Annotated in this window: 17 protein-coding genes; 6 read left to right on the top strand and 11 right to left on the bottom strand. The window is 40.5% G+C overall.

The genetic code is table 11. From position 1 onward, the window contains the following. Positions 1-24 precede the first annotated feature (24 nt). Positions 25-2,214, bottom strand: a complete 2,190-nt coding sequence (locus AC0UA9_RS11935; RefSeq protein ID WP_475660323.1) for a M3 family metallopeptidase — start codon at positions 2,212-2,214, stop codon at positions 25-27. A 311-nt stretch (positions 2,215-2,525) separates the two neighbouring features. On the opposite strand from AC0UA9_RS11935, the gene AC0UA9_RS11930 reads away from it, so the two are divergent. From AC0UA9_RS11930 to AC0UA9_RS11915, 4 genes are all read left to right on the top strand, one after another. Beyond that, positions 2,526-3,728, top strand: coding sequence for an NnrS family protein (locus AC0UA9_RS11930; RefSeq protein WP_475660322.1), 1,203 nt, complete (start codon positions 2,526-2,528; stop codon positions 3,726-3,728). A 145-nt stretch (positions 3,729-3,873) separates the two neighbouring features. After that, positions 3,874-4,845, top strand: a complete 972-nt coding sequence (locus AC0UA9_RS11925) for a D-2-hydroxyacid dehydrogenase (RefSeq protein WP_475660321.1) — start codon at positions 3,874-3,876, stop codon at positions 4,843-4,845. A gap of 83 nt (positions 4,846-4,928) precedes the next feature. Further along, positions 4,929-7,337, top strand: coding sequence for an Ig-like domain-containing protein (locus AC0UA9_RS11920; RefSeq protein WP_475660320.1), 2,409 nt, complete (start codon positions 4,929-4,931; stop codon positions 7,335-7,337). Positions 7,338-7,393: 56 nt separating this feature from the next. Further along, on the top strand, positions 7,394-8,020 hold the full coding sequence (locus AC0UA9_RS11915; RefSeq protein WP_475660319.1) for a GNAT family N-acetyltransferase: 627 nt from the start codon (positions 7,394-7,396) through the stop codon (positions 8,018-8,020). Here the strand turns inward: AC0UA9_RS11915 and AC0UA9_RS11910 are convergent, their stop codons facing one another. The 10 genes from AC0UA9_RS11910 to hrpB all read right to left on the bottom strand — a co-directional run bounded on the left by AC0UA9_RS11910 (position 8,021) and on the right by hrpB (position 21,531). After that, positions 8,021-8,440, bottom strand: a complete 420-nt coding sequence (locus AC0UA9_RS11910; protein WP_475660318.1) for a hypothetical protein — start codon at positions 8,438-8,440, stop codon at positions 8,021-8,023. 1 nt (position 8,441) lies between these two features. Continuing rightward, the gene (locus AC0UA9_RS11905) at positions 8,442-8,981 is read right to left on the bottom strand and encodes a DUF6942 family protein (RefSeq protein ID WP_475660317.1); all 540 of its coding nucleotides are present in this window, start codon (positions 8,979-8,981) and stop codon (positions 8,442-8,444) included. Then, positions 8,968-9,687: a uracil-DNA glycosylase gene (gene ung, locus AC0UA9_RS11900; protein ID WP_475660316.1), complete on the bottom strand. Its 720-nt coding sequence runs from the start codon at positions 9,685-9,687 to the stop codon at positions 8,968-8,970. The genes AC0UA9_RS11905 and ung overlap by 14 nt, the downstream gene beginning before the upstream one ends. Positions 9,688-9,723: 36 nt before the next feature. Continuing rightward, entirely contained in the window at positions 9,724-11,028 is a 1,305-nt protein-coding gene (thrC, locus tag AC0UA9_RS11895; protein ID WP_475660315.1) for a threonine synthase, read from the bottom strand. Positions 11,029-11,087: 59 nt separating this feature from the next. Next, a complete protein-coding gene (gene thrB / locus AC0UA9_RS11890; RefSeq protein WP_475660314.1) occupies positions 11,088-12,098 on the bottom strand; it encodes a homoserine kinase in 1,011 nt (336 codons plus the stop codon). After that, positions 12,098-14,584 (bottom strand): bifunctional aspartate kinase/homoserine dehydrogenase I, encoded by a 2,487-nt coding sequence (gene thrA / locus AC0UA9_RS11885; protein ID WP_475660313.1) that lies wholly within the window; start codon positions 14,582-14,584, stop codon positions 12,098-12,100. Before thrA ends, thrB begins: the two co-directional genes overlap by 1 nt. 449 nt (positions 14,585-15,033) lie before the next feature. Then, positions 15,034-15,789 carry a M48 family metallopeptidase gene (locus AC0UA9_RS11880; protein WP_475660312.1) on the bottom strand — a complete coding sequence of 252 codons (756 nt, stop codon included), beginning with the start codon at positions 15,787-15,789 and terminating at the stop codon, positions 15,034-15,036. A gap of 45 nt (positions 15,790-15,834) precedes the next feature. Further along, positions 15,835-16,260 (bottom strand): YebG family protein, encoded by a 426-nt coding sequence (locus AC0UA9_RS11875; RefSeq protein ID WP_475660311.1) that lies wholly within the window; start codon positions 16,258-16,260, stop codon positions 15,835-15,837. Between the two features lie 176 nt (positions 16,261-16,436). Continuing rightward, a complete protein-coding gene (gene mrcB / locus AC0UA9_RS11870; protein WP_475660310.1) occupies positions 16,437-18,803 on the bottom strand; it encodes a penicillin-binding protein 1B in 2,367 nt (788 codons plus the stop codon). A 160-nt stretch (positions 18,804-18,963) separates the two neighbouring features. Next, on the bottom strand, positions 18,964-21,531 hold the full coding sequence (hrpB, locus tag AC0UA9_RS11865) for an ATP-dependent helicase HrpB (protein ID WP_475660309.1): 2,568 nt from the start codon (positions 21,529-21,531) through the stop codon (positions 18,964-18,966). A gap of 248 nt (positions 21,532-21,779) precedes the next feature. Here hrpB and hutG point away from each other — a divergent pair, with 248 nt between their 5' ends. Next, positions 21,780-22,568: an N-formylglutamate deformylase gene (hutG, locus tag AC0UA9_RS11860; protein ID WP_475660308.1), complete on the top strand. Its 789-nt coding sequence runs from the start codon at positions 21,780-21,782 to the stop codon at positions 22,566-22,568. A gap of 68 nt (positions 22,569-22,636) precedes the next feature. After that, positions 22,637-24,043, top strand: coding sequence for a formimidoylglutamate deiminase (locus AC0UA9_RS11855; RefSeq protein ID WP_475660307.1), 1,407 nt, complete (start codon positions 22,637-22,639; stop codon positions 24,041-24,043). The last annotated feature ends 19 nt before the right edge of the window (positions 24,044-24,062 follow it).

The following is a 24,062-nucleotide window of genomic DNA, read 5'->3' as shown; positions in this document are numbered from 1 at the left end:
TTAACCTAGTTAATCGTTGAAAAATCACTCAGTAACAGAAAAACCTCGGTTACGCATTAGCGCTTTAACGTCTGCATCTCTACCTCTAAAGGCACGATAAGCTTCTGCTGGGTCAACCGCATTACGGACACTAAATAAATGCTTAACCAATTTAGCCGCTACTTCTTTATCGTAAAAACCACCCGGTGATTGAGAAAAGGCTTCCGCTGCGTCAGCCGTTAATACTTCAGCCCACATATAACCATAGTAACTGGAAGCATAGCCTTCTGAGCTAAATACATGACCAAAATGGGTAGAGCGATGGCGCATCACAATGGATTCAGGCATATTTAACGCGGCTAAGGTATCACGTTCAAATTTTTGCGCATCAAGCCCTGTTGGGTCAACGGTGTGAAACTTCATATCAACTAAGGCAGACGCTAAGTATTCTGTCGTTTTAAAACCTTCATTAAAGGTTGCTGCTTTTTTAATTTTGGCAATTAAGTCACTGGGCATTGGTTTGCCCGTTTTATAATGTACTAAGTAGTTATTAATCACTTCATCTGTCGCTAACCAGTGCTCAAGTAATTGTGACTGAAATTCAGTGTAATCACGCACACCGCCATTTAAGGTGGGGTAAGTCACTTTTGACGATAAAAAGTGTAATGCATGGCCAAATTCATGGAAGTAGGTTTCAGCATCAGACCATGAAATTAGCGTAGGTTGACCATCTTCACCTTTTGAGAAGTTAGAGTTATTTGACGACAATACATTGGTTTGTCCGTCAAACGTAGTGTAGCTGCGGTAGGTAGTAGCCCATGCGCCTGAGCGCTTTCCTTGGCGTGCAAAAGGGTCTAAATACCACAAGCCAATATGCTCTTTTGACGTTTTATCTTTTACTTCCCAAACACGTACATCTTCATTAAATACCGGCACAGAGCCATCACTAACTTCGGTAAACTCAAAGTTAAACAAGCGGCCTGCCACATAGAACATTGCTTCACGCAACTTATTTAATTGTAGGTATTGTTTTACTTCGTCTGAGTCTAGGCTGTACTTATTTTTACGCACTTTTTCAGCATAAAAACGGTAATCCCACGGCTCAATTTTTTCAATACCATCTTCTGCTTTACCAATAACAAGCATGTCTGCAACTTCTTCGTCGACACGCGCTATTGCTGCCGGCCAAACACTTTCCATTAATTTAATGGCATTATCGGGTGATTTAGCCATGCGATCAGCCAAACGCCAAGAAGCATAGTTTTTATAACCAAGTAAATTAACACGCTCATGACGCAATTGTAGTATTTCAGCAATAATCGCGTTGTTATCAAATTCATCGCCGTTATTGCCACGGTTATAATAATTCTCCCATACTTGCTGGCGTAGTTTACGCTCAGTAGAATAGGTTAGAAACGGGTCCATTGATGAACGTGTATTGGTAATAGCATACTCGCCTTTTCGTCCGTGTACTTCTGCTGCAGAAGCTGCACTACTTATAATTGACTTGGTTAAACCGCCTAATTGGTCTTTAGTAAGGTATAAAACATAGCCTTCTTCGTCAGCTAACACATTATTGCCAAATTGCGTATGTAGCTCTGCTAATCTTTGATTAATTTTTGCATAGCGCTTTTTAGCTTCGCCTTCTAATGTAGCGCCATTATGCGCAAAGCCATTATAGGTTAAGTAAACTAAACGCTGCTGCTCTGGCGTTAGTGTCTTCATTTGGTCGCTGTGATACACAGCTTCAATACGTGAAAACAGCGCTTTATTTTGATTGATTTTAGAGTAAAAAGCCGAGAGCTTTGGTGCCATTTTAGCTTGAATTTCACGAAATTCAGGTGAAGATTCATTAGAGCGCCAAATACCATAGTAAGTAAATATTCGGTCTAAAGTAGCCCCGGTTCTTTCCATAGCAACAATGGTGTTGTCAAACGTAGGCGCTTGTGGGTTATTAGCAATGGCATCAATTTCAGCTAATTGCATTTTCATGCCTTCTTCCATTGCTGGAATTAACCCCGCGAGTGACACTTGATCAAATGCTGGCACACCTTGGTAAGGCCCTTGCCATTCGGCCAGTAATAAAGCTTTTGACTGTTCAACTTCATTCGTTGCTGCTACTTGTTTCGCTGCTGAAGTGACTTGCTCTCCCGGTGAATGGCCTCCTGTGCAAGCCATTAAAACACTAGATAGTAAAAAGGTAGGTATTAGTGTTTTAGTCATTGTTTTTTTCATATTAGGTTCATCTCTCGCTAATGTATAATGAGTAACAATAGTGCTTCATTTTAATAATGCGTAGTTTTTCATTAAAAAATTACTATTGAGTTAACCTAACATTAACAAGGATTAATTCAGAAATATATGACTTGCGCTGGTGTTCATCGTAAATTGTATACAGTTTAGCTTATTTAAAACACCTGCTTGCGTTTCTTAGTGCAATTTGATTAAGTTTATTGATCTATTTCGGGTAAATTAACCATTATTTTATTACAATGTATTATTAATACCCGAGTAAATTACTCAAGTTTTAAATAAGGCATACAATAATGCAAATTACTGACTTGCAAAAAGAGCAAAAAATCACCCCGTTACTTCGTTTAGGTTTTCGTCCCTTTTTTTTAAGTGGCGCTATTTTTGGTGCTTTTTCTATCATACTCTGGTTATTACTGTATAAGGGCGCAATAACTTTATCACCCTTGGGGGGCGGTTACTGGTGGCATATCCATGAAATGATCTTTGGTTTTGGTTGCGCTATTATTGCCGGGTTTTTATTAACAGCAGTACAAAATTGGACTGGCGCCCGTGGTGCCCAAGGTACCACCTTATTGATGTTGTTTTTACTGTGGCTAGCAGGCCGTATCGTTGTGCTTTTTCCTGATTTATTAGGCAACCTATTAACCACCTTTATTGATTTAAGTTTTTTACCTCTGGTTGCCTTTGTATTAGGGAAACCGATTGTTGCCATGAAGCAATATCGTAATTTATTCTTTGTACCTTTGTTGCTGTTATTTACCCTTGCGAACTTAGAAATGCACCTTGCTATTTATTACCCAAGCAACTTCACGACGGTTTACTCCGCCTATGCAGGGGTTATGCTAGTTACTTTTTTAATGTCGGTCATGGCGGGGCGGGTTGTGCCTATGTTTACTGCCAATGGGACAAAAACTGAAAAAGTCGTGCCATTAGCTTGGTTAGAAAAAATAACAAATGGCAGCTTGGCCTTGGCGATGTTTTATTTGTTACTTCAACCCTTAGTCGGTTTTTCTGACTGGGGCTTTGGCGTATTATTAATCATTGCAGGTGTTTTTCAAACGCTACGTTGGTTACGGTGGAAGCCTTGGATAACACTAGAAGTACCACTATTGTGGTCAATTCATATATCCATTAAGTTCATTGCCTATGGCTTAATTATTTTAGGTATGAGTTATTTAATGACAGAAATACCAAGTAACCATATTTGGCACTTATTAACCGTTGGTGGTATGGGCGGTTTAATTTTAGCAATGATTTCAAGGGTGTCGTTAGGTCATACCGGACGTCCCTTAACGCCCCCTAAAGCAATGACGCTAGCCTTTATCCTGATTACTCTTGCTGCGCTTGTTCGTTCACTTGGTCCATGGATAGTGCCTGAAAAAACAGTGTTACTTATCGATATTAGTGGCACTTTTTGGCTGTTAGCTTTTGGTATTTTTGTGGCTACTTACGCCCCTATGCTAATGCGCCCAAGAAAAGACGGTAGGCCTGGTTAACACAACACAAGTTACGTTAAACAAAAGGGAAACACCTCAAGTGATAGGCTTAGCAACTAAGCTCATCACTTGACTATCAACAACTGAGCCTCTATAACAGTATTGAAACAAATACACAGCCACACACTCAGTAGGAAACATCAATTTGAACGCCGTTTTTTTAGACAGCACAACTTTCAGCGCTAATATTTCCTTAGCGAGCCTTGAACAACAAGTAACCACGTTAACCTGTTATCCTAGCACAAGTGCAGCGCAAATAATTGAGCGCTGTCAAGGTGCTGATATCATTATTACTAACAAGGTCGTGTTAACCGCTGAAGTATTAGCGCAACTGCCGCAATTAAAGCTAATTTGCATCACGGCTACTGGCTATAATAATATTGCTATCGACGCAGCACAAAAACACAACATTGCTGTGACTAATGTAAGCGGTTATGCTGGCAATGCCATTGCACAGTATGTCTTTGCGCAAATACTCGAGTACTATCAACAAACGTCTCACAACAACGCTAATACAGCCCAGGGGCATTGGCAAAAAAGTGATATTTTTTGTTATCATGGTAACACCATCACCGATTTAGCAGGCAAAACATTAGCCATTATTGGTTATGGTTGTTTAGGGCAAACGGTCGCTAAAATTGCCGAAGCGTTTGAAATGAATATACTAATCAGTGAACGCCCCAATAACCCTAAAACTCGCCCTGGTAGAGTAAGTTTTGAACAGGCTATTAGCCAAGCCGATATTGTGACATTACACTGCCCCTTAACCAGCCATAATAACAACTTGATCAACGCATCAGTGCTGGCGCGCATGAAACCAACAGCCATGCTAATTAACTCAGCGCGTGGCCCACTCGTCAACAGTATTGATTTACTTCATGCTTTAAAGACGAAACAAATTGCTTATGCCGTACTTGATGTTTTAGAACAAGAGCCACCACCAGCAAACCACCCTTTGTTACTCGCATTACAAGAGAAGTCGGTAGATAATTTAAAAATTACAGCACACATTGCTTGGGCCAGTACTGCATCTCAGCAACGATTAATTAATTTAGTCAGTGATAACATCGCTGCCTATGTCCGAGGTGAGCAATTAAATCGCCTTGATGCAGTATAGTTAAGTTTGTCCATAGACATTTAATAACTATCGCATTATTCTAACGAAAGAATTTACTCTTATTGTTCTTAGGAAATAAAAGCATGAAGAAGCTTTACCTCGTCGCCGTTTCGTTTTGTCTCATTTTACTTACAGGCTGTAATGGCCATAATGACGATGGCTCAGAAGATGCCGCTAAAGTTGTTGCGACTATTTCCTTATCGCTTTTAGATCCTAACGGTAATGCTAAACACAGTTTTGCCAGCAATGAAGTGATCACCTTACAAGCAAAGGTGACTGATGAAAATAACAAAGCAATAGCCAATAGAGCGGTTAATTTTTCTGCCTCAATGGGCACGCTTACACCATCATCAAAGTTAACCAATACCGAAGGTTTAGCCATAGTTACTATCAGCAATGAGTTATTGACTTTGGGTGCTGGTAGCGCCAATGCTAGCGTAGGCGAAGTCAGTGCATTGGCTAAAGACTATGAGTTTATCGCCTCAGAGACAGTAAGTATTGGCCCTAACTTAACAACAGTGATGACGCTAAATAATGTCGCGGTGAATCAATTTAAAGCCGATGAAAGTGTAGAGATAACAACAAAGTTAACCGATGAAAATGGCCAAGGGATTGCCAATGAAATTATCACTTTTACTGCCGACATTGGCACCTTAAGCGCACCAAGTGTGTTAACCAATGACCAAGGTGTGGCTGTGGTTACCTTAAGTAGCAATGACGATGTACTTAGCGCCGGAGTCTTTTCCAGTAATTATCGCATTAATGAAGGTACTGACATCAGCAACACCTTCAATTATCAAGTTTTACCTGCCGATGCTATTATTGATAGTAATATACGTTTAGGATATTTTGACCAAGACAACAATTTTATTGAGGGTGTTATTGAATTATCACTGACAAACAAGCAGCTTAGTGCCGGCGGAACCTTAGGCTTAAGCGTTGATTTAGTCGACGAAAATGGTGATTTAGTAGTAACACCAACGCCCGTAAACTTTACCTCTAATTGTGTGCAAAACAGTAACGCCCGCATTGATGAATCTGTATTAAGTATTAACGGTAAGGCAAGCTCAACCTTTGAAGATATTAATTGTGCAGGCACAACGGGGACAGATGATGTGCTAATTGCCAGTGTTGCTGTTAACGATATAACGAATACTGCCACTGAAACGATTACTATTTATGGTGAGCAATTAGGCTCAATAGAATTCGTCTCTGCCGAGCCTAGCTCCATCGTGCTAAAAGGCACTGGCGGACAAGGTCTACAAGAAACATCAACACTGACTTTTAAAGTAAAAAGCCAATTGGGCAATGTGCTAGCACAACAAAAGGTAAACTTTACCTTAACCAGCGCTGTTGGCGATATTAGCTTAAGTCGCGATTCAGGCTTCACCAATAGCCAAGGATTAATTAATGTACAAGTTTCTGCAGGCACAGTGCCTACTGCGGTGCGTGTAACCGCTTCTGCTGCCATGGACTTTAATGATAAACAGATCACAGTACAAAGCCAGTCTGATTTATTATCTATTAATACCGGCTTACCCGAGCAACGCTCAATGACCATTGCCGCCAGTATCTTAAACCCTGAGGATCTTAATGGTAACGAGTCTATTATTACTGTGTGGTTAGCAGATAACTTTAATAACCCAGTGCCTAATGGCACCACAGTTAACTTTACTACCGAAGGCGGCAATATTGAGCCAAGTTGCCTAACGATCAATGGCAGTTGCTCAGTTATTTGGACTAGCAGTGAACCTAGGGTGGCGGATCACCGCGTCACTATTTTAGCCACGGCTTTAGGTCATGAAACCTTCTTTGATACCAATGGTAATAATGTTTTTGATAATGCTGATGGCAATGCTATTCGTGATATAGGTACTAGCAACAACCCAAATATTGATTCTGGTTTAGGTAATTACCCGGCACAACCACGTGGTTTTTTAGATATGTCAGAAGCATGGCGTGATGACAATGAAAATAGTGTGCGTGATACTGGTGAAACCTTTATCGACTTTAACAATGACAACAGCTTTAGTCTTGCTGACGGTGTTTTTAATGGGCCTCAATGTCAAGCAGCTAACTGCACAGATCAAGTTAGTCGCAGTATCCATGTAAGAAAAGCATTAGTGCTTGTCATGGCAAGCGCTACTGCCCAATATAAGCTAACAAGCAGTAACGGTGTTGTTAATCAGGCTGAGTTGCCTGCGGTAGAGAACGGCGGGAGTCAAAAATTTACTTTTTCTTTTGCTGATACTGCATCGCCCGCGCAAACCATGCCTTTTGGCACAACAGTTGATATTTCATTAAGTGCAGGCACGCTAGTAGGCGACACCAACTTTACTGTGGGTAATCATAATAAAGCCGGCTTTAAAGATATGGCGTTTTCTGTTATTCAAGAAGCGGGCAATGAGCCGCAAACCGCACTACTATCCTTCACCATCACTTCTCCTAGCGGTGTTGTTACCAGCATGCATAAAGAGATAGAATTGTTATAAAGATAAATAAATCACTTTATTATTATGCCAACTAAATCATGCCACTAGAGCAAATAGTGAACGTTCGCTACGAAAAACTAACACCACAGTACTTCACGCAAGTAATTAAATTAGCTAATGAAGTACATGGTGCTGGTTATCTCAATGAACAACGCATGGCTGATTGGGCTGCCCGTGGCATCTGTACTGGTGCTGATATAGACAGTGATCTCAGTAAGACTAATCATAATTATGTCGCCTTACTCAATAACCCAACAGAGACTAAAACAAGTAATAGTACAACCAAAAGTGAGGTAATTGGCTTTCGCATTACGTTCGCTGCTGAACATTGGCAAGCCGACCAATGGTGTAGCCCTCAATTGTGGCAAGTGCCGCCAGCTAAATGTTGCTACTTTAAATGCAACACTGTTCATGAAGCTTATCGCGGTTTAGGCCTAGGGAAAAAGTTACTACAGCTTTCAATTCAAACCGCTAAAAAGCAAGGCTCACTCGCTGGCGTATCGCATCTGTGGCGGCAAAGCCCCAATAACAGTGCCGTGGCCTACTTTACTCAGTGTGGCGGTGAATTGATCAAGTTTCATCCTGATAAGTGGTATGAAGACAGTCAGCAGGGGTACCGTTGTGTTTTATGCGGACATGACTGTCACTGCGAAGCCGCTGAAATGATACTTTATTTTACCTGATTATTTAAACTGATTTTCAACCTGTAGTGAAAGCTTTTCAACTTGGTCTAACTCTGCTGCTGATAGCCTAGTGTAGAATCTTGGATAACTCCAACCATATCCCCAGCGAAAGCTTGTCGGTAAATAAGGGCTCCCACCCACTCTAACGCCTGCTAGCATTAATAGTGCAATAGTTGGCTCGCCCACTTGTTCTACACACACTTTTAAGCGGTGATCAGAAGCTAGTCGTTGCTGATACGTACCGCCTTGCCAATAATCAAAATCATGACGATGACAACAAGATAACCACAGTTTTTTTTGGCTTAACGTCCCATCAGGAAACGCGCTACAACCATCGCTAGTAAAAGGTTTAAGTGTATCGGCTGCCGCCAAGAGACTAAAACAACTGAGCATCAACACGTACAAGGCACGGATGAACATGCTAAAGTAAATCTTTCATGAGCGCTGCTAAACGTTCAATTTTACTATTCGATAATTGACGATAATCAAAATAAGGGCAAACGATCACTCGTGCCACTTGATTAACAGCAAACTCATTATCAAGCCAAGTTAACGGTGCTGTTAGTGCTTGTGACTTAACCAATGATTTGGCATACGTTCTGCCCATTATTATATGAATGGCTTTACCATGAGCAGTATGAATAATGGGCGCATTGAATAATAATGCGGTGTGCGAGTTAGCTTGTAATAAAAAGTTATCTCGATAGGCTTGCCATGTGCTTGCTCGTTGTGAAAAAGTAAAGGCGTCTTTGTCTAGGCTATAAAGTAATTTGGCGTAAACATTAAATACCTTACGCCAACCGTTACCACAATGTTGTACTACAGTAGTAATATCACCTTGATTAAGTGCCGTTACATAGTCAAGGCTTTGGTATTGCGCCATCGCTGGTCGATTACCAATATATACCGCAATACTGTAAGGCTGATCACCAAAGCCAATGTTCTGATCACTGTTGCACATGTAAATGCCAATCAATCGGTGCTAGACCTTGGGCTTTTAACCAAGTATTCGCTGTCGAAAAGGGCTTGCTACCAAAAAAACCACGGTAGGCTGAAAGTGGTGACGGGTGCGGACCATTTAAAATGAGGTGCTTATCGTTATCAATATTTCGGCCTTTCTTTTGTGCATGCGCACCCCACAAAATAAAAACACAGCCTTGGTTATGCTGGTTGAGTTGTGCAATTATTTTATCCGTAAAAGTTTCCCAACCTAATTTTGCATGGGAATGCGCTAAACCTTGTTGCACGGTAAGTACGGTATTTAATAAAAGGACACCTTGCTTGGCCCAAGCCGTTAAATTACCGTGCTCTGGGGTAATAAAGCCGTTTATATCTGTGGTTAGCTCTTTGTATATATTGACCAACGAAGGGGGAACCTTCACGCCGTGTTGTACAGAAAAAGCTAAGCCATGTGCTTGTGGTATGTTTGCAGGTAACCCTTGCTTTAGCGCACTTTTTCCTGATACGCCGTGGTAGGGATCTTGGCCTAAAATCACCACTTTCACATCGGTTAAGTCAGTAAATTCAAACGCGCAAAAAACATCTTTTTCCTCTGGGAAAATAACGATGCCTTGCGCTCTTTGTTGGGTAATTTCAGCCTGTAACTGGCCATAGTAATCTTGCAGTTGCTCTTGCTTAATTATCTGTTGCCAGTGTGGTTTGATCATAGTGATAAGCCTATGAAATACGTTAGGTCAAATAGCTTATTTTAAAAGGTATGCACGCAAATCTGCAAAATCTGTAGTCATATCTTGCGATAAAATTGGCTCGCCGGCACAATCTGCTAGCTCTTTAGGTAACCCTAAAGGCTGGCCTAAAATGCTTTCAACTACATCTTTAAATTTAGCGGGATGCGCTGTGCCTAAAAATACACCAAATTCTCCTTCTTCAGCGCTATGTTTTAGGGCTTTATAAGCAACCGCTGCATGGGGCTCGGTAATATAACCTAATTTACCTAAACCAATAACAGTAGATTGCGTTTGCTCTTCGTCAATAGATACTGAGGTTACACACCCATCTTCCACAATACCTGATTTAAGCATATGCTCTACTCGTGGCCAATTGTTGGGGTTACTAACATCCATAGCGTTTGAAATAGTAGCCACTGTTGTGTTTGGCGTCCATTCTCCCGTTTCTAAATAACGAGGCACAGTATCATTTAGGTTAGTTGCCGCGATAAAACGCTTTATCGGTAACCCCATTGCTTTAGCAAATAAACCCGCGGTTAAGTTACCAAAGTTACCACTAGGAATAGAGAAAACAAGATCATTTAAATTAGTTTTCGCTCGTGACAGCTGAGCAACGGCTTCAAAGTAATAACAGATTTGTGCTAATAAGCGACTAATATTAATTGAGTTAGCCGAGTTTAACCCGATAGTCGTGGCAAGCGCTTTATCATCAAATGATTTTTTAACTAATGCTTGGCAATCATCAAAATCACCATCAACCATCAATGTTTCAATATTACCACCGAGCGTAGTAAACATTTTTTCTTGTAGTAATGAAATTTTCCCTTTGGGATACATGATCACGACACGAATATTATCAATCCCGTGAAAAGCATGCGCAACGGCTGCACCTGTATCACCTGAAGTAGCGGTTAATATGGTTAAAGGCTTAGTTTCACCGGTAGCTTTAGCGCTTTTAGTAACAAAAGCCTGCAAGCATTTAGCCATAAAGCGCGCACCAAAATCTTTAAACGCTAATGTTGGCCCATGAAATAATTCTAAAATAGCACGGTCATTGCTAATAGGTTGCAATACTGCTGGGAAATTAAAAGCTTCTGTTACAATTTCTGTGAGTTCTTCTTCGCTAAGATCTTCTTCAACAAAGGGATGTAATATTTTCACGCTACGCTCAACCAGTGGCAAAGCTAATAATTCATCAATATTGTCAAATTTAGGCATGGTTTTAGGAAAAAACAACCCTTGATTTTTACCTAAACCTTGCTTTACTGCTTGAGCAAAACCCACTTGCTCGTCATTTTCTTTTAAGTTATAAAATTTCACTGTCTGTTCCTACTAATCTAGAATATGCTTTTACTGGCTGGTACTCGTATCGTAAGAGATTAAATCTCTATCGCGCCAGCTTCATCTACCTGGCAAACATGAACAAAGCCAAGTGCTGTTTGTAAATAATTTTCTTTAAGCCATAACGCATAACGTTGTGCTTGCTGTTCGCTTTCACAAACACAAAACAAGGTTGGGCCAGAGCCAGAAATGCCAACGGCATAAGCGCCATTAGCCATTAAATAATCATGAGCCTGTTGATATTTTGGTAATAAATTTACTCTGTAAGGTTCAGCAACAACATCGGTTAATACAGAAAAAGCTTGCGCTTTATCTTGTCTATGACAAGCATCAACAAAGGTTGCTAAATTTTGGCCATAGCTTATCACATCTGCGCGGCTATAACTTGACGGCAAGACATCTCGCGCCGCTTTGGTTGACACTTCAATCCCCGGATAAGCCATGACATAATAGCAGTCGTTGAAGCCAGGTAAAACTCGGCTAATCGTTTCGCTATCAGGCACCATTAATTGTAAGCCACCTAAGTAACAAGGAGCAACATTATCATAATGTAAACTACCGCTGATTTGTGCTTCCATTTGCCCTGTCATTTTTAACAATGTTTTTTCATCAAAACTAAAGTTTTGGTACTTACCATAAAAAGCATTTAAGCCTGCAAGCGCTGCTACCACTGAACAAGCACTAGAGCCTAAGCCACTGCCCACAGGCATTTTTTTGTCTAAGGTCATTTTTACAGTAACAATGCTTTGTCCTTGCGCATGCAAGGCTTGGTTAAACAGCTGCAAACACGACCAAACAATGTTAGCTTCTTTTGCTTGTGGTAGTTTATCAGCAAAGGCACCAACCACAACAAGGTTATCTTCAGTGGCACTTTCTACACTCACTACATCACCTAGCAAGGTGCCATCAATAGGCTTTACCGCTAAGCCTAACACATCGAAACCAACACTGAGGTTACCAATAGAAGCAGGAGCAAATACTGACACACTGCCTTGAACTTTTGCTTCGTTACTTAAAGGTTCATGGCTTGGCACTTTACTTGTTATCATTAGTGTTGCTGCTCCCACGCTAAGGTTCTTAATATGTCGCCAAACACACCTGCTGCTGTAACTTCAGCACCAGCGCCATAACCTCGTAGTACAAAAGGTAACGGCTGGTAATAACGGCTATGAATGGCTAACGCGTTTTCACCATTTTTCACACTATAAAGTGGGTGGCTTGCATCAACAGCTTCAATTGAAACTTGACACTTACCTTCTACAATATTTCCAATATAACGTAATACTTTACCTTCTGCTTTTGCTGTTTCACAAAGTGTATTAACGCTTGCGTCTAACTTAGATAAGTTGCGCATAAAGGTGTCAACATCACCGCTATCGTCAAAATCACTCGGCAATACAGACTCTATTGTTATGTCTGATAACTCTAATGGTATACCAGACTCACGCGCCATAATTAATAATTTTCTCGCCACATCCATACCGCTCAAGTCGTCACGAGGATCCGGCTCAGTAAAGCCATTCGTTTTGGCAATAGCTGTTGCTTCAGACAGTGACATACCTTCATCGAGTTTACCAAAGATATAAGACAATGAGCCCGATAATATCCCCTCAAAGCGCACCAGTTCATCGCCTGCTTTAATTAAGTTTTGTAGCGTATCAATAACCGGTAAACCAGCACCAACTGTTGTTTCATATAAGAATCGACGGTTAGTTTTTTGTGCCGTGCTGCGTAATTCTTGATAGTATTCCCATGAGTCTGTATTTGCTTTTTTATTAGGAGTAACTACATGGAAGCCTTCTGCAAGATAGTCTACATAACTCATTGCTAAGGCTTCATTAGAGGTTGAATCAACCAAGACAGGGTTAATTAAATGGTTGTCGCTGACAAAGGCTTTTAAATTTTTAGCGTTAACTTCAACCGCTTGCTTGTTTTCTATTCCTTGAGCACACACCGCCTGCCAGTTATCTAAGTCAATACCTTCTTTATCAAAAACCATGCCTTTTGAATTAGCAATACCATAAACGGTTAAAGCGATATTTTGCTTTTTCAAACTTGCTTGTTGGCGTGATATTTGGGCAATTAACTCACTACCTACTACGCCACAGCCCACTAAAAATACATCAATAGCGGGTTTGTGTGAAAAGAAGTTTTGGTGACTCACTTTCATTGCTGCGGTACATTTTCTTTCTTCTATTACTACTGAAATACTGCGCTCTGAAGAGTCTTGAGCAATCGCCACTACGTTAACGCGTGCTTGCTCTAATGAACTAAAGAATTTTGCTGCAACACCACGTTGATGATGCATACCATCACCGACTAATGAAACGATAGACAATTCACTTTTTAACCCAATGGGCTCAAGTAAACCATTTAGTAATTCTAGTTCAAATTCTTCTTTTAAACTAAGCTCTGCTTGTTGTATGTCGGCTGAATGAATACAGAAGCTAATGCAGTACTCACTTGATGATTGGCTTATTAATATTAGCGAGATGTTTTCTCGGCTCATGGTAGCAAAAACACGGCTTGCCATACCTACCATGCCTTTCATGCCCGGTCCTGACACATTAACCATCGTTAAGTTGTCAAGGTTTGATATTGCTTTAACACATTTTTTTTGATCGTTTTCATTTGAGATCAATGTGCCCGGTGCTGTCGGGTTATTGGTGTTTTTGATTAAACATGGAATATGGTATTGCGCAATCGGCCCAATAGTTTTTGGGTGTAAAACACTGGCACCGAAATAAGAGAGTTCCATTGCTTCTTGGTAAGACAAGTAATCAAGCAATAAGGCTTCTTTGATCATACGTGGGTCGGCATTATAAACACCGTCAACATCGGTCCAAATTTCACAACACTGCGCTTCCATACATACGGCTAACACTGCTGCTGAGTAATCTGAGCCATTACGACCCAGCGTAGTTACTTGGCTTTCTTTATTATCTTTAGCCACACTCATACCAATAAAACCTGGCATGAGTGACACTTGATTTAGCGTTGCATATTCAGTGGTGAATTTATCTTTAGAAAGCACTAAATCAGCCACAGCATTTAATGACGAATCATTTGTAAACAGAAACTTTTCTGGTGAAAGTAATGACACCTGTATACCAGATGATTGCAGTACGGCTTCAAGAATAGCAACACTTAAACGCTCACCCATACTGATAATACGCGCCCGAATATGATCAGGGCAGTAAGTCAACATTGTTGCCCCTTGCATATAGCGCTGTAACTGGTGCTCGTAATTACCCAGCACCTGCTTACAGTGGTGTGAATTGAAATCACTTATATTTGCCGACAATTCTTCAATAATAGTACTAATAGCGCGTTTAAAATGCCCTAAATCTGTCACCAACTTCTCTTCGTCGGTAATATTTTCAGCCATTGCTACTAAGTGGTTAGTAACACCTTGTGGTGCTGAAACAACAACAGCTATTTTTGATTGTTGGCTGTTATCTTTGATGATATTGGCTACTTGACGAAAACGCTCAGCTGATGCCAACGATGAGCCACCAAATTTAAGTACACGCATTATTTTTTCCCTTTCTTGAAAGCAAAAAGCTCGTAACCTTTTTACAAGTTACGAGCTTTGATAAATATTTTTTACACATCAGCCGGCAACCATCATCCCTTTTGGGTGTTGGTGGTGGTAATAATAATAATTTGGCTAATAGTCATTTTCATGGGGGATAAAATGCCTTATTTACGGGGCACTGTCAATACCTATTCGCCTGATAAAAGCAGAATAAAAAATTATAGGTTATGCATATTTACCCAAATGCTATTTTAGCATAAATAGGATAAAGCTAATTGATTAACAGCCTCATCAACAATAATAGTTGAAGATACATAAGTCACTGTCAGAAAATCTTCGCCAAGTTCAAGCTTTACATCGTTATTTTTGTTGGCTTTTAACTTAAATTATAATAAAAAACTTAACTAACTTCCTGCCTATTCACTTACTCATTATGATAGTGCTAACTAAGAAGGCGTTTGCCAATACAAAGCTGACTGATGGGTTTTTATCCATTCTGTAGCAGTAATATAATCTGGAAAGTGCTGCGCAACTAACTGCCAAAAGTGCTTTGAATGGTTTAAATGACGTAAGTGACACAGCTCATGCACAATCACATAGTCAATAACTTCTATTGGCAGCATCATTAATAAGTAATTAAAACTTAACTCGCCTCGGCTATTGCAACTTCCCCATCGCGCACGGTACTGCCTTATTTTAATTGCACTAGGCTTTAACTGCGTTAAATTGGCGTAATACGCGACTTTGGGTAATATAAGTTGTTGCGCTTGTTCCTTAAAGTACGCTTCAAGCTGTTTTTTTACTACTTTAGCCAATGCTAGTTTATCTCGATTTTTATTGGCTATACTCGCTGACAGTGTCACCGTAAGCATTGACTGCTGGTGAGCGTCTTTGCTCATAAAAACCTTCGGTTGACTGCCTCGTTTATTAGCAACAGTGTTGGCTGCCCTTGCCACAACAATATTTAGTGTGACTAATTGCCCCAATAAAAATAATGTCGCACCTTGATTGAAATTACACGATAAATCGACCATTTGTTGTTGCTTGGTAACTTTATCTTTTAGCCATGCGCTTTTTTTCTTAACAAATAAACGAATAAACTGCGCATCTACATGATAAGGGGCGCGAACAAGCACCTGTCCTTGCTTTACCTGTAACGCAACTGTTTTACGGCGGCTTCGGACAACTTGATAACTAATCATAACGTTATATTAACTTGTTTGAACACCTTCACTAGTACAAAAAAATTAACTTACCTTACTTAACTTTGCTGGTTTAGCTGATTTAGCTGGTTTAGCTTTTAACGCAGCATCTTTGTTCGCTATTTGTTCATCAGCTGTTGTCTTTGTTTCTTGTTCAACTGGTGCGGTGTTATCTGACGATTTAGCTAACGTCGCATCAGTCATTTTTTTAGGCGCTACTTTTTTCACCGGCGTTTTAGCGGGTTTTTTCGCCAGTAATGCCACTAAAACGGCTTCACGGTGTTGGGCTAAATAAATACTTAATTCTTCACTTACGTTATCGCTTAGCGCTACCGGTGACTGTGCAAACATATCGGCCAAGTTATCAGCCATATCCAACATTTTGTCATATTCATCTGCTGATTTTTTGTCCATAAATGTTTTTGCCTCCACACCGTGCCTAATGACGACGAATCGACTTTCAACTGCCATTATTATTCCTTACTCATGTAAAAAGAGAGCAACAATAAAAAATTGAATTTATTGTTAACCAGTAAACAATAGCACAACAAAATAAAAAACTGTATATAAAAACAGTTAATATTTTATTGACTAAGCGATTTTTTCAACGGTATTTTTTAAAACTAAGCCCGTGTTAGTTGCCTGCATTAGTCAGAAAATAACTTTTCAAACCAAGAGCGTTCATCGGCTTTTTCTTCAAGACAACCTTGCTTTATCATCACGCCTGCTGAAATAGCTGGATAACTTTGGGTGTTATCACATTGTGCAGTCACTGCGTGACCAGTTTTCTTCTCAAATAAGGTCATGGCAATCGCATTCGGCTGTACACGCTCTTTATCCATAACACCTTGCTTGTTCATAAAGTCTGCAAATAATACTAAGGCACCGCTACTGCCTGTTAAACTGGTTGGCTGGTTGTCATCCTTGCCTATCCAAGTTGTCACTAGGTGTTTGTTATCATAGCCAACAAACCAGCTATCACGTAAATCGTTGCTTGTGCCTGTTTTTCCGGCCAGCAAATGGTTATTTAAGCGCCAAGTAAGCGATTTAGCCGTGCCTATTTCTGTTACTTTGGTTAGGGCATAATCCATCAAGTAAGCAGCATTTGCCGAAATAACTTGTGTATTAGCGCTGTGATGCTGCCACAAGGTTTCTCCTTTACTCGAAACTATTGTATTAATTGCGTGCGCTTGCTCAGCATAGCCTTGGTTAGCAATTGTTAAGTACAGCTGATTCACTTGTACAGGTGACATGTTTAATGCGCCAAGCAGCATGGAGGGACGCATCGTAATATCGTTATTAAAACCAAGTAAATGAATAGCTTTGGCAACGTTTTCTAAACCTAAAGCCATCCCTAGGTTAACGGTTGGAATATTAAGTGAATTAACTAAAGCATCCATTAAGGGGACTTGCTGGCGATACTTACCATCATAATTTCTTGGCTGCCAGTTTTTGCTGCTTTGCCTGTTATTCGGTGTGACTTCGCTGGTAACACCATTCGCCAGTGTTATGGGTTTATCAGCCAGTAATGTGGCAAAATTAAACTGCTCATAACGCTCTAAAGCGGCCAAATAAATTGCTGGCTTAATAAGCGACCCAATAGGCCGTTTCGCATTGATGGCTCTATTAAAGCCAGCATAACCTGGTTTTCTGTCGCCGACAATGGCTCTAATTTCGGCGCTTTTAATATCGGTTACTATCATAGCTGTTTGTAAGTTTTTCTGCTGATACTTTAGCTCTAATGTCGCTAACTGCTCCTTAACCGTTTGCTCTAAGTGCTGCTGTGCAAGGTGAGAAAAGCCCGTAAATACTCGAATCCCATTTTGTTGTAAAGATGAAGGCAACAACTGATTTAGCTCTTGCTGTACTAGCTGCACATAAGCCGGGTATTCTTGTGTTTTAAAACGTCTATTTTTACGTATTGATAACGGTGAGCCTACCATTTCCTTAAATTCTTCCACCGAGAAAAAGTTGTTTTCAAACATTAGCCTTAATACTAAATCACGACGCGCTTTTGCTCTTGCAGGGTTGCGCCAAGGGTCGTAATAACTTGGACCTTTCACCTGTGCAACTAATAAGGCTATTTGAGCGCTGTTTAATTCTTGTAATGTTTTGCCAAAATAAAATTTAGCCGCCAAGCCAAAACCGTATATACCATTCGCATAATGTTGGCCTAAATACACCTCATTAATATAAGCCTCTAACAATAAGTCTTTACTGTAGCGCTGCTCAATAATAATCGCCATGATCGCTTCTTGAACTTTACGGGTGAGCGTGCGCTCTTGGGTTAAAAACATATTCTTAATCAATTGCTGAGTTAAGGTGCTACCCCCTTGTACTGTGCGCCCCGCCATAATATTGCTGTATAAGGCGCGCAAAATACCTAAAGGTGAAATACCTTGATGATGATAAAAATTACGATCTTCAATTAACAGTAACGTGTCAAGTAATTGGGTTGGTGTGTTCTGCAGCGCTGTTAATACACGATCTTCTTTATTGTTGGGCACTAACCTGGTTAATAGTATGGGCTCTAATTTCACTGAATTAACAGGAACGTCATCAACAAAAAGCTGGCTAATTTTACCCTGGGCAACATCAATGGTTAATTGTGTGGCCTCGGTTGTATTAACCCACTGAGACTGTGGAAAAGAAAATGCACGACGAAAAATAATTATTCGCCTCGCTGACTGAGCATACTGCCCAGGCGCATACACAGTTCTCACTTTTTGATAATTATTGAGTGTTAACGATTTACCAAGGTGATTAAGGTTAACCGGTTCGCCCACAGACAAACTTTCAATTTGGCCATAAATTTGTGCAGGTACTTGCCAACGCTGCCCTTCAAAAGTTTGTTGTACTTTAGCGTCGAGATAAATGGTAAAAATAGCTAAGGTAAAGAAAAGGGCTATCGCAAGTTTCAAGCCAGTATTAACCACCCAACGCAAGTGCCTGTTAGGTTTTGCTGTTGTTTTTTCACTTTGCTTACTGGTAACTGTTTTTTTACTTTTTGACATAAAGGGGTATTTCACTGTAACGGCATTAACGGATATTATTCTTGGTCAGGACAGTTAATATTTTACTATGTTATAAAGGCGGTGAGTAGCTTTGAAGAGCTCAGCCCCTTTTTATCGGGCAGCCCGCCATTAGAAACTCTTATATGAAGCTGGGTTTACATTACTTAAGATGACGTTTAGTTTTATTGGTTGGTTGGGCATTTGCTGGGTCGTCTGGCCAATAATGTTTAGGATAACGTGATTTCATTTCTTTTTGAACCGCTTTATAGCTGCCCTGCCAAAATTGCACTAGATCTTGTGTAATCTGAATTGGCCTTTGCGCGGGCGACAACAACTCTAACAATAAAGCAATACCGGGCTGGTTATTAATTCCGCCTACATGGGGTGTTTGTGTTTCACCATAAAGCTCTTGCATTGGCATAGACACTTTAGGAGATTTTTCGGTTGAGTAAGTAATAGGGCAATGCCGTCCTGTTGGACCAATATAAACACTGGGTGCTGCTTGTTTTAATAGTTGCTGTTGTGCATAGTCGAGCTGTGACAACAACATGGCTGATAAATCTAACTTAGCGAGCATGGCTGTTGACTTTATTTCACCAACAAAGGGGCTAAACCAATGTGATAAATTATTTAATAGCGTTTGGTCGTCAATTGCCGGCAAGTTATAATCTTCATAGTAGCGCGTTAGCCATTGCCAACGCGCTTTTAGGGCTAGATCTTTCCCTTGCCAATGAAGAAAACCCAAGCCTTTTTGTCTGATTAAATCTCCCCACATGCTAGCAATGCTTTGCGCTGATAAATTATTTTTACTGGCCACTTCCTGCAATATCAAAGATGAATATTTAGTTTGCTTACGGGCAATAATTTTACCACTGGCTTCATCAAATACGGCTGTTTCTTGTTCAGTAATATGGCCATTAAAGTGTGTTTCTATTTGTGAAAAGTCAATTTTTGCTGCTAAGCGTACTTTAGCATCACCTTTAGTTTGCAGTAAATCTGCAATAACTAAAAACTTTTCACCCGCTAATGCGTCTTGCGCATCAAGGGTAACGCCTTTTCCGTTAGCACAAACAAAACTTCCTATCGCTCCGCGCGCTTTGGCAAGCCTTTCGGGGTAAGCATAAACCAGTAATACACCAAGATACTCTAAGGGTAAGTGAGTTTTTACTCGGGTATTTACCTTGTTAATACCAACACGTTTGGCTAAGTTGATTACTTGCTTCACTATATTAGCTAATATCCCATTTGGCTTATGAAAAACGTTAATTAACTGAATTACTCGGTGGCTAATATCACTATTAATACGGCTTTTCTCGGCAGGAAAAATATCTCGCTCTTCGAGTAAAGCGGCTAACAGACAAGCTAAAAGTGTGACTTGTTCAGGGTTTTTATCATGAGATAATGTTTGAGCAAGTTTTTTAGCTGAGAGGATCATGTGGGCGAATCGAGGGTGACAAGAAAGCTGCGCTACTTTGTTGCCATGTTGGCTCAGCTTATTATTGCGATCAACAATGGCTAAGCTTCTTAACTCTTGCCAAGCTTGTTGCTCTTTTATTGCCGGCGGTAACTCTAGCATAGGCAAGTCAGCCAAGGCATTAACTCCCCAACGTGCTGCTTCTATTAGGGGAGGCAGTAAGTCTGCTTGTGCAATGTCGTTAGTACTTTGCGCTGGGCGACGTTCAAAATCGTCTTGCGCATACAAGCGAATACACGTACCCGCCATTAAGCGCCCTGCCCGACCGGCCCTTTGAATAGCAGACGCTTTTGCTATTTTCTGCTGCACTAATTTATTTAATAAGCTAGCGCTGTCGTAAATAGCGACTTTTTCAAAGCCACAATCAATCACTAAGTTAATTCCGTCAATTGTTAAGGAGGTTTCAGCAATATTGGTCGCCAGCACTACCTTTTTTAACCCTGGTTCACACGGAGCTATTGCTTGCTGTTGTGCGTTTAACGTTAAGTCACCATATAGTGGACAAAGTAATACTGTTTTATTGATTAAGTCAGCCAAGGCGTCAGTTAAGCTACGGGCAATAAAGCGGATATCAGCAACACCTGGTAGAAATACTAATATAGAACCTTGATGCGTTAAGGCTTGGGCTTTAATGACACTCAGTGCATGTTCTCGCCAGCGATGGTAATTCACCGGCGCATTGTAAACCACATCAACAGGAAAACTTTTCCCCTCACTCGCCAGTGCTTTTGCCTCTGGTAATGCGTTAGCTAAATTATCAATATCAAGCGTGGCAGACATTAACAGTATTTTTAAATCATCACGTAAGCCTTGTTGAACATCACGTGTGAGTGCAAAGGCGAAATCGCCATGTAAACTGCGTTCATGAAATTCGTCAAATACTACCAGTGCACAGTCAGTAAGCTCTGCATCCTGTTGAATTATTTGCGTTAAAACACCTTCTGTCATTACTTCTAAACGGGTATTTGTAGCAACGTTACTTTCATTACGTAAGCGGTAACCCACGGTTTCACCAACGGCTTCATTTAACTGATGAGCTAAATAAGTGGCAATCGTTTTAACCGCCAAACGCCGTGGTTGTAATAAATATATTTTTTGGCCAGACAAGGCTTCAAGATTAAGTAGCCACAAAGGCAAGCAGGTTGATTTACCTGCCCCAGGAGGCGCTGACAAAATCACGGTATTACTGGTTGACAGGGTTTGACAAAATTGTGTTTTAATTGCCCTTATTGGCAAAGTTTCTAATGCTGGCATGTTAATAATATTAATGAGAGTAGTCACTATAATAACAATTTATAGCGAGCAACCCCAAAGAATTATTCAACGTTACCGGTAGGCGATTAAGAGGGAGGAGTAAACCTTGTGTGCTAAAGCGCTGAGCTTAAAGTGTTAGCTAAAACACCGCGCCAACGTAAACATTTGCTTATTACGCACGCGCCATGATAAATTAACTTGTATATACAATTTGATTTACCACTGAACGTAACCCATAAGAGTTAATAATGAACGCGACTTATTCTTTAACTTCAGGCACTGTGGGCATGTTAATTAGCATGCCACATAATGGCCAACAACTACCTAAAAACATTGCCGACACCATGACAACTAGTGGTAATAATGTTGTTGACACCGACTGGTATATAGACAAGCTCTATGATTTTGCAACGGCAATGGGGGTTTATACCTTAAAGCCCAAGTATAGCCGTTATGTTATTGATTTAAACAGAGCCCCAAATGGCGTTGCTTTATATACAGGTGCTAATAATACCGAGTTATGTCCAACAACCGCTTTTGACTTGTCTGCACTTTACCAAGCGCACCAAGAGCCAGCGCCGGATGAAATAAACCGCAGAATAAAACATTACTGGCAACCATATCACCAGGCATTGGCAAGCATTTTAACGCAATTAAAACAACGGTATAATAAGGTTGTTTTACTGGATGCACATTCAATTTTGTCAACAGTGCCGCGCTTTTTTGAAGGACAACTACCCGATTTTAGTTTTGGTAACGCTGACGGCACCAGTTGCGCACAAGCGCTATTAACTGAAATACAAAAACTTAACTTCTCACCTTACAGCACCGTTTACAATGGCCGCTTTAAGGGGGGGTATATTACGCGCGCCTACGGAGATCCAAGCAATAACATTCATGCGATTCAACTTGAATTATCGCAACGAACCTACCTTGATGAACCGAGCAACCACTACAACGAAGCAAAAGCTGCTCAAGTGAAAAAGCACTTACAAAGCTTAGTACAATGCCTAATTGCTTTTAGTCAGTCACACTAATGTTAGCAGCATTGCTGCAAGTTAAAACAAACGCTACGCTTAAGGTAAGCCATGCAAATGAGGGAAAAATGAAAAAATACTACGCCAAAGCTATTTTATTAAGTGACGGTTGGGCAACAAATAAAACCCTCACCATAGACAAAGGAATTATTACCTCAATTACGCCGGGTAAAGAAGCCAATGCTGCGGCCTTTGAAGGCGTGGTTATTCCAGGTATGGTCAATTGTCATTCGCATGCTTTTCAGCGTGCCTTTGCCGGTTTTAGTGAGCAAGGTAGCCAAGGCAAAGATAGTTTTTGGACCTGGCGTAATACCATGTATAAATTTCTAGCTAAGCTTACCCACGCAGATGCACAAACAATTGCAGTGCAACTCTATATTGAAATGCTAAAAAAGGGTTATACCCGTGTGGCTGAGTTTCATTATCTACATCATGATATTCACGGCAACAGTTACAAACAAAGTCAATCGCCAGAAAATGAAAATCACGCGAGTACTAAACTAGCCACCATGGCACAGGCCATTTTTAATGCGGCACAAAGCACAGGTATAGGTTTAACACTGTTACCTGTTTTATATCAATATGCAAGTTTTGGCCAGCAACCGCCAAGCAAAGGGCAAAAACGCTTTATTAATACCACGGCACAATTTAATCAACTGGTCAGCGATTGCTTTGCGCTAAGCCAGCAATATTCAAATACCAATATTGGCATAGCACCGCATTCATTACGCGCTGTCGATAAAGCCCCCATATTAGCAGCAGTAAAACATGTTCGTTCATTAGATGCTAACGCGCCTATTCATATTCATATAGCCGAGCAGCAACAAGAGGTAACCGACTGTTTAAATTACTATAGTAAACGCCCAGTTGAATGGCTGTTAGATAATATCAATATTGACCAACACTGGTGCTTAATTCACGCAACACATATCAATGAACAGGAACAGCAAGGCATTGTAGCGAGCAAGGCCGTCGTCGGCATTTGCCCAACAACCGAAGCTAATTTAGGTGATGGTATTTTTCCAGCAAGCCAATTTTTATCCTTAAATGGTACTATTGCGATAGGGTCTGACAGCCACATATCTGTTAATCCTATTGAAGAGTTACGCTGGCTAGAATATGTTCAACGCCTAATAAAACAGCAAAGGGCGATTCTTACCTCTCCCGAGACACGCTCAGTAGGGCAAAATTTATGGCAAAAAGCTGCTGCAGGAGGTGGGCAAAGCACCAGTTCAAATACCGGTGCGTTAGCAGTGGGAAAACAAGCTGATTTACTGGTGCTTAATGAAAGTGAAATCAACTTATTTGCTAATAAAAGCGACCACTTACTTGATAGTGTTATTTTTGCTAGCCAAAATAACCCTGTTAAAGATGTGATGGTTAACGGCACTTGGGTTGTTCAAAATGGCCAACATAAAAAAGAGCAGAACAGTGCAGATAATTTTGCCTTATTATTAGCTAAATTATCGGCATAAATGGTTACATAGTATTGAC

It is taken from the genome of Colwellia sp. F1, assembly GCF_056238625.1.
The sequence above is the reverse complement of the archived record's forward strand: the minus strand, read 5'-3'. Positions and strand labels throughout refer to the sequence as shown.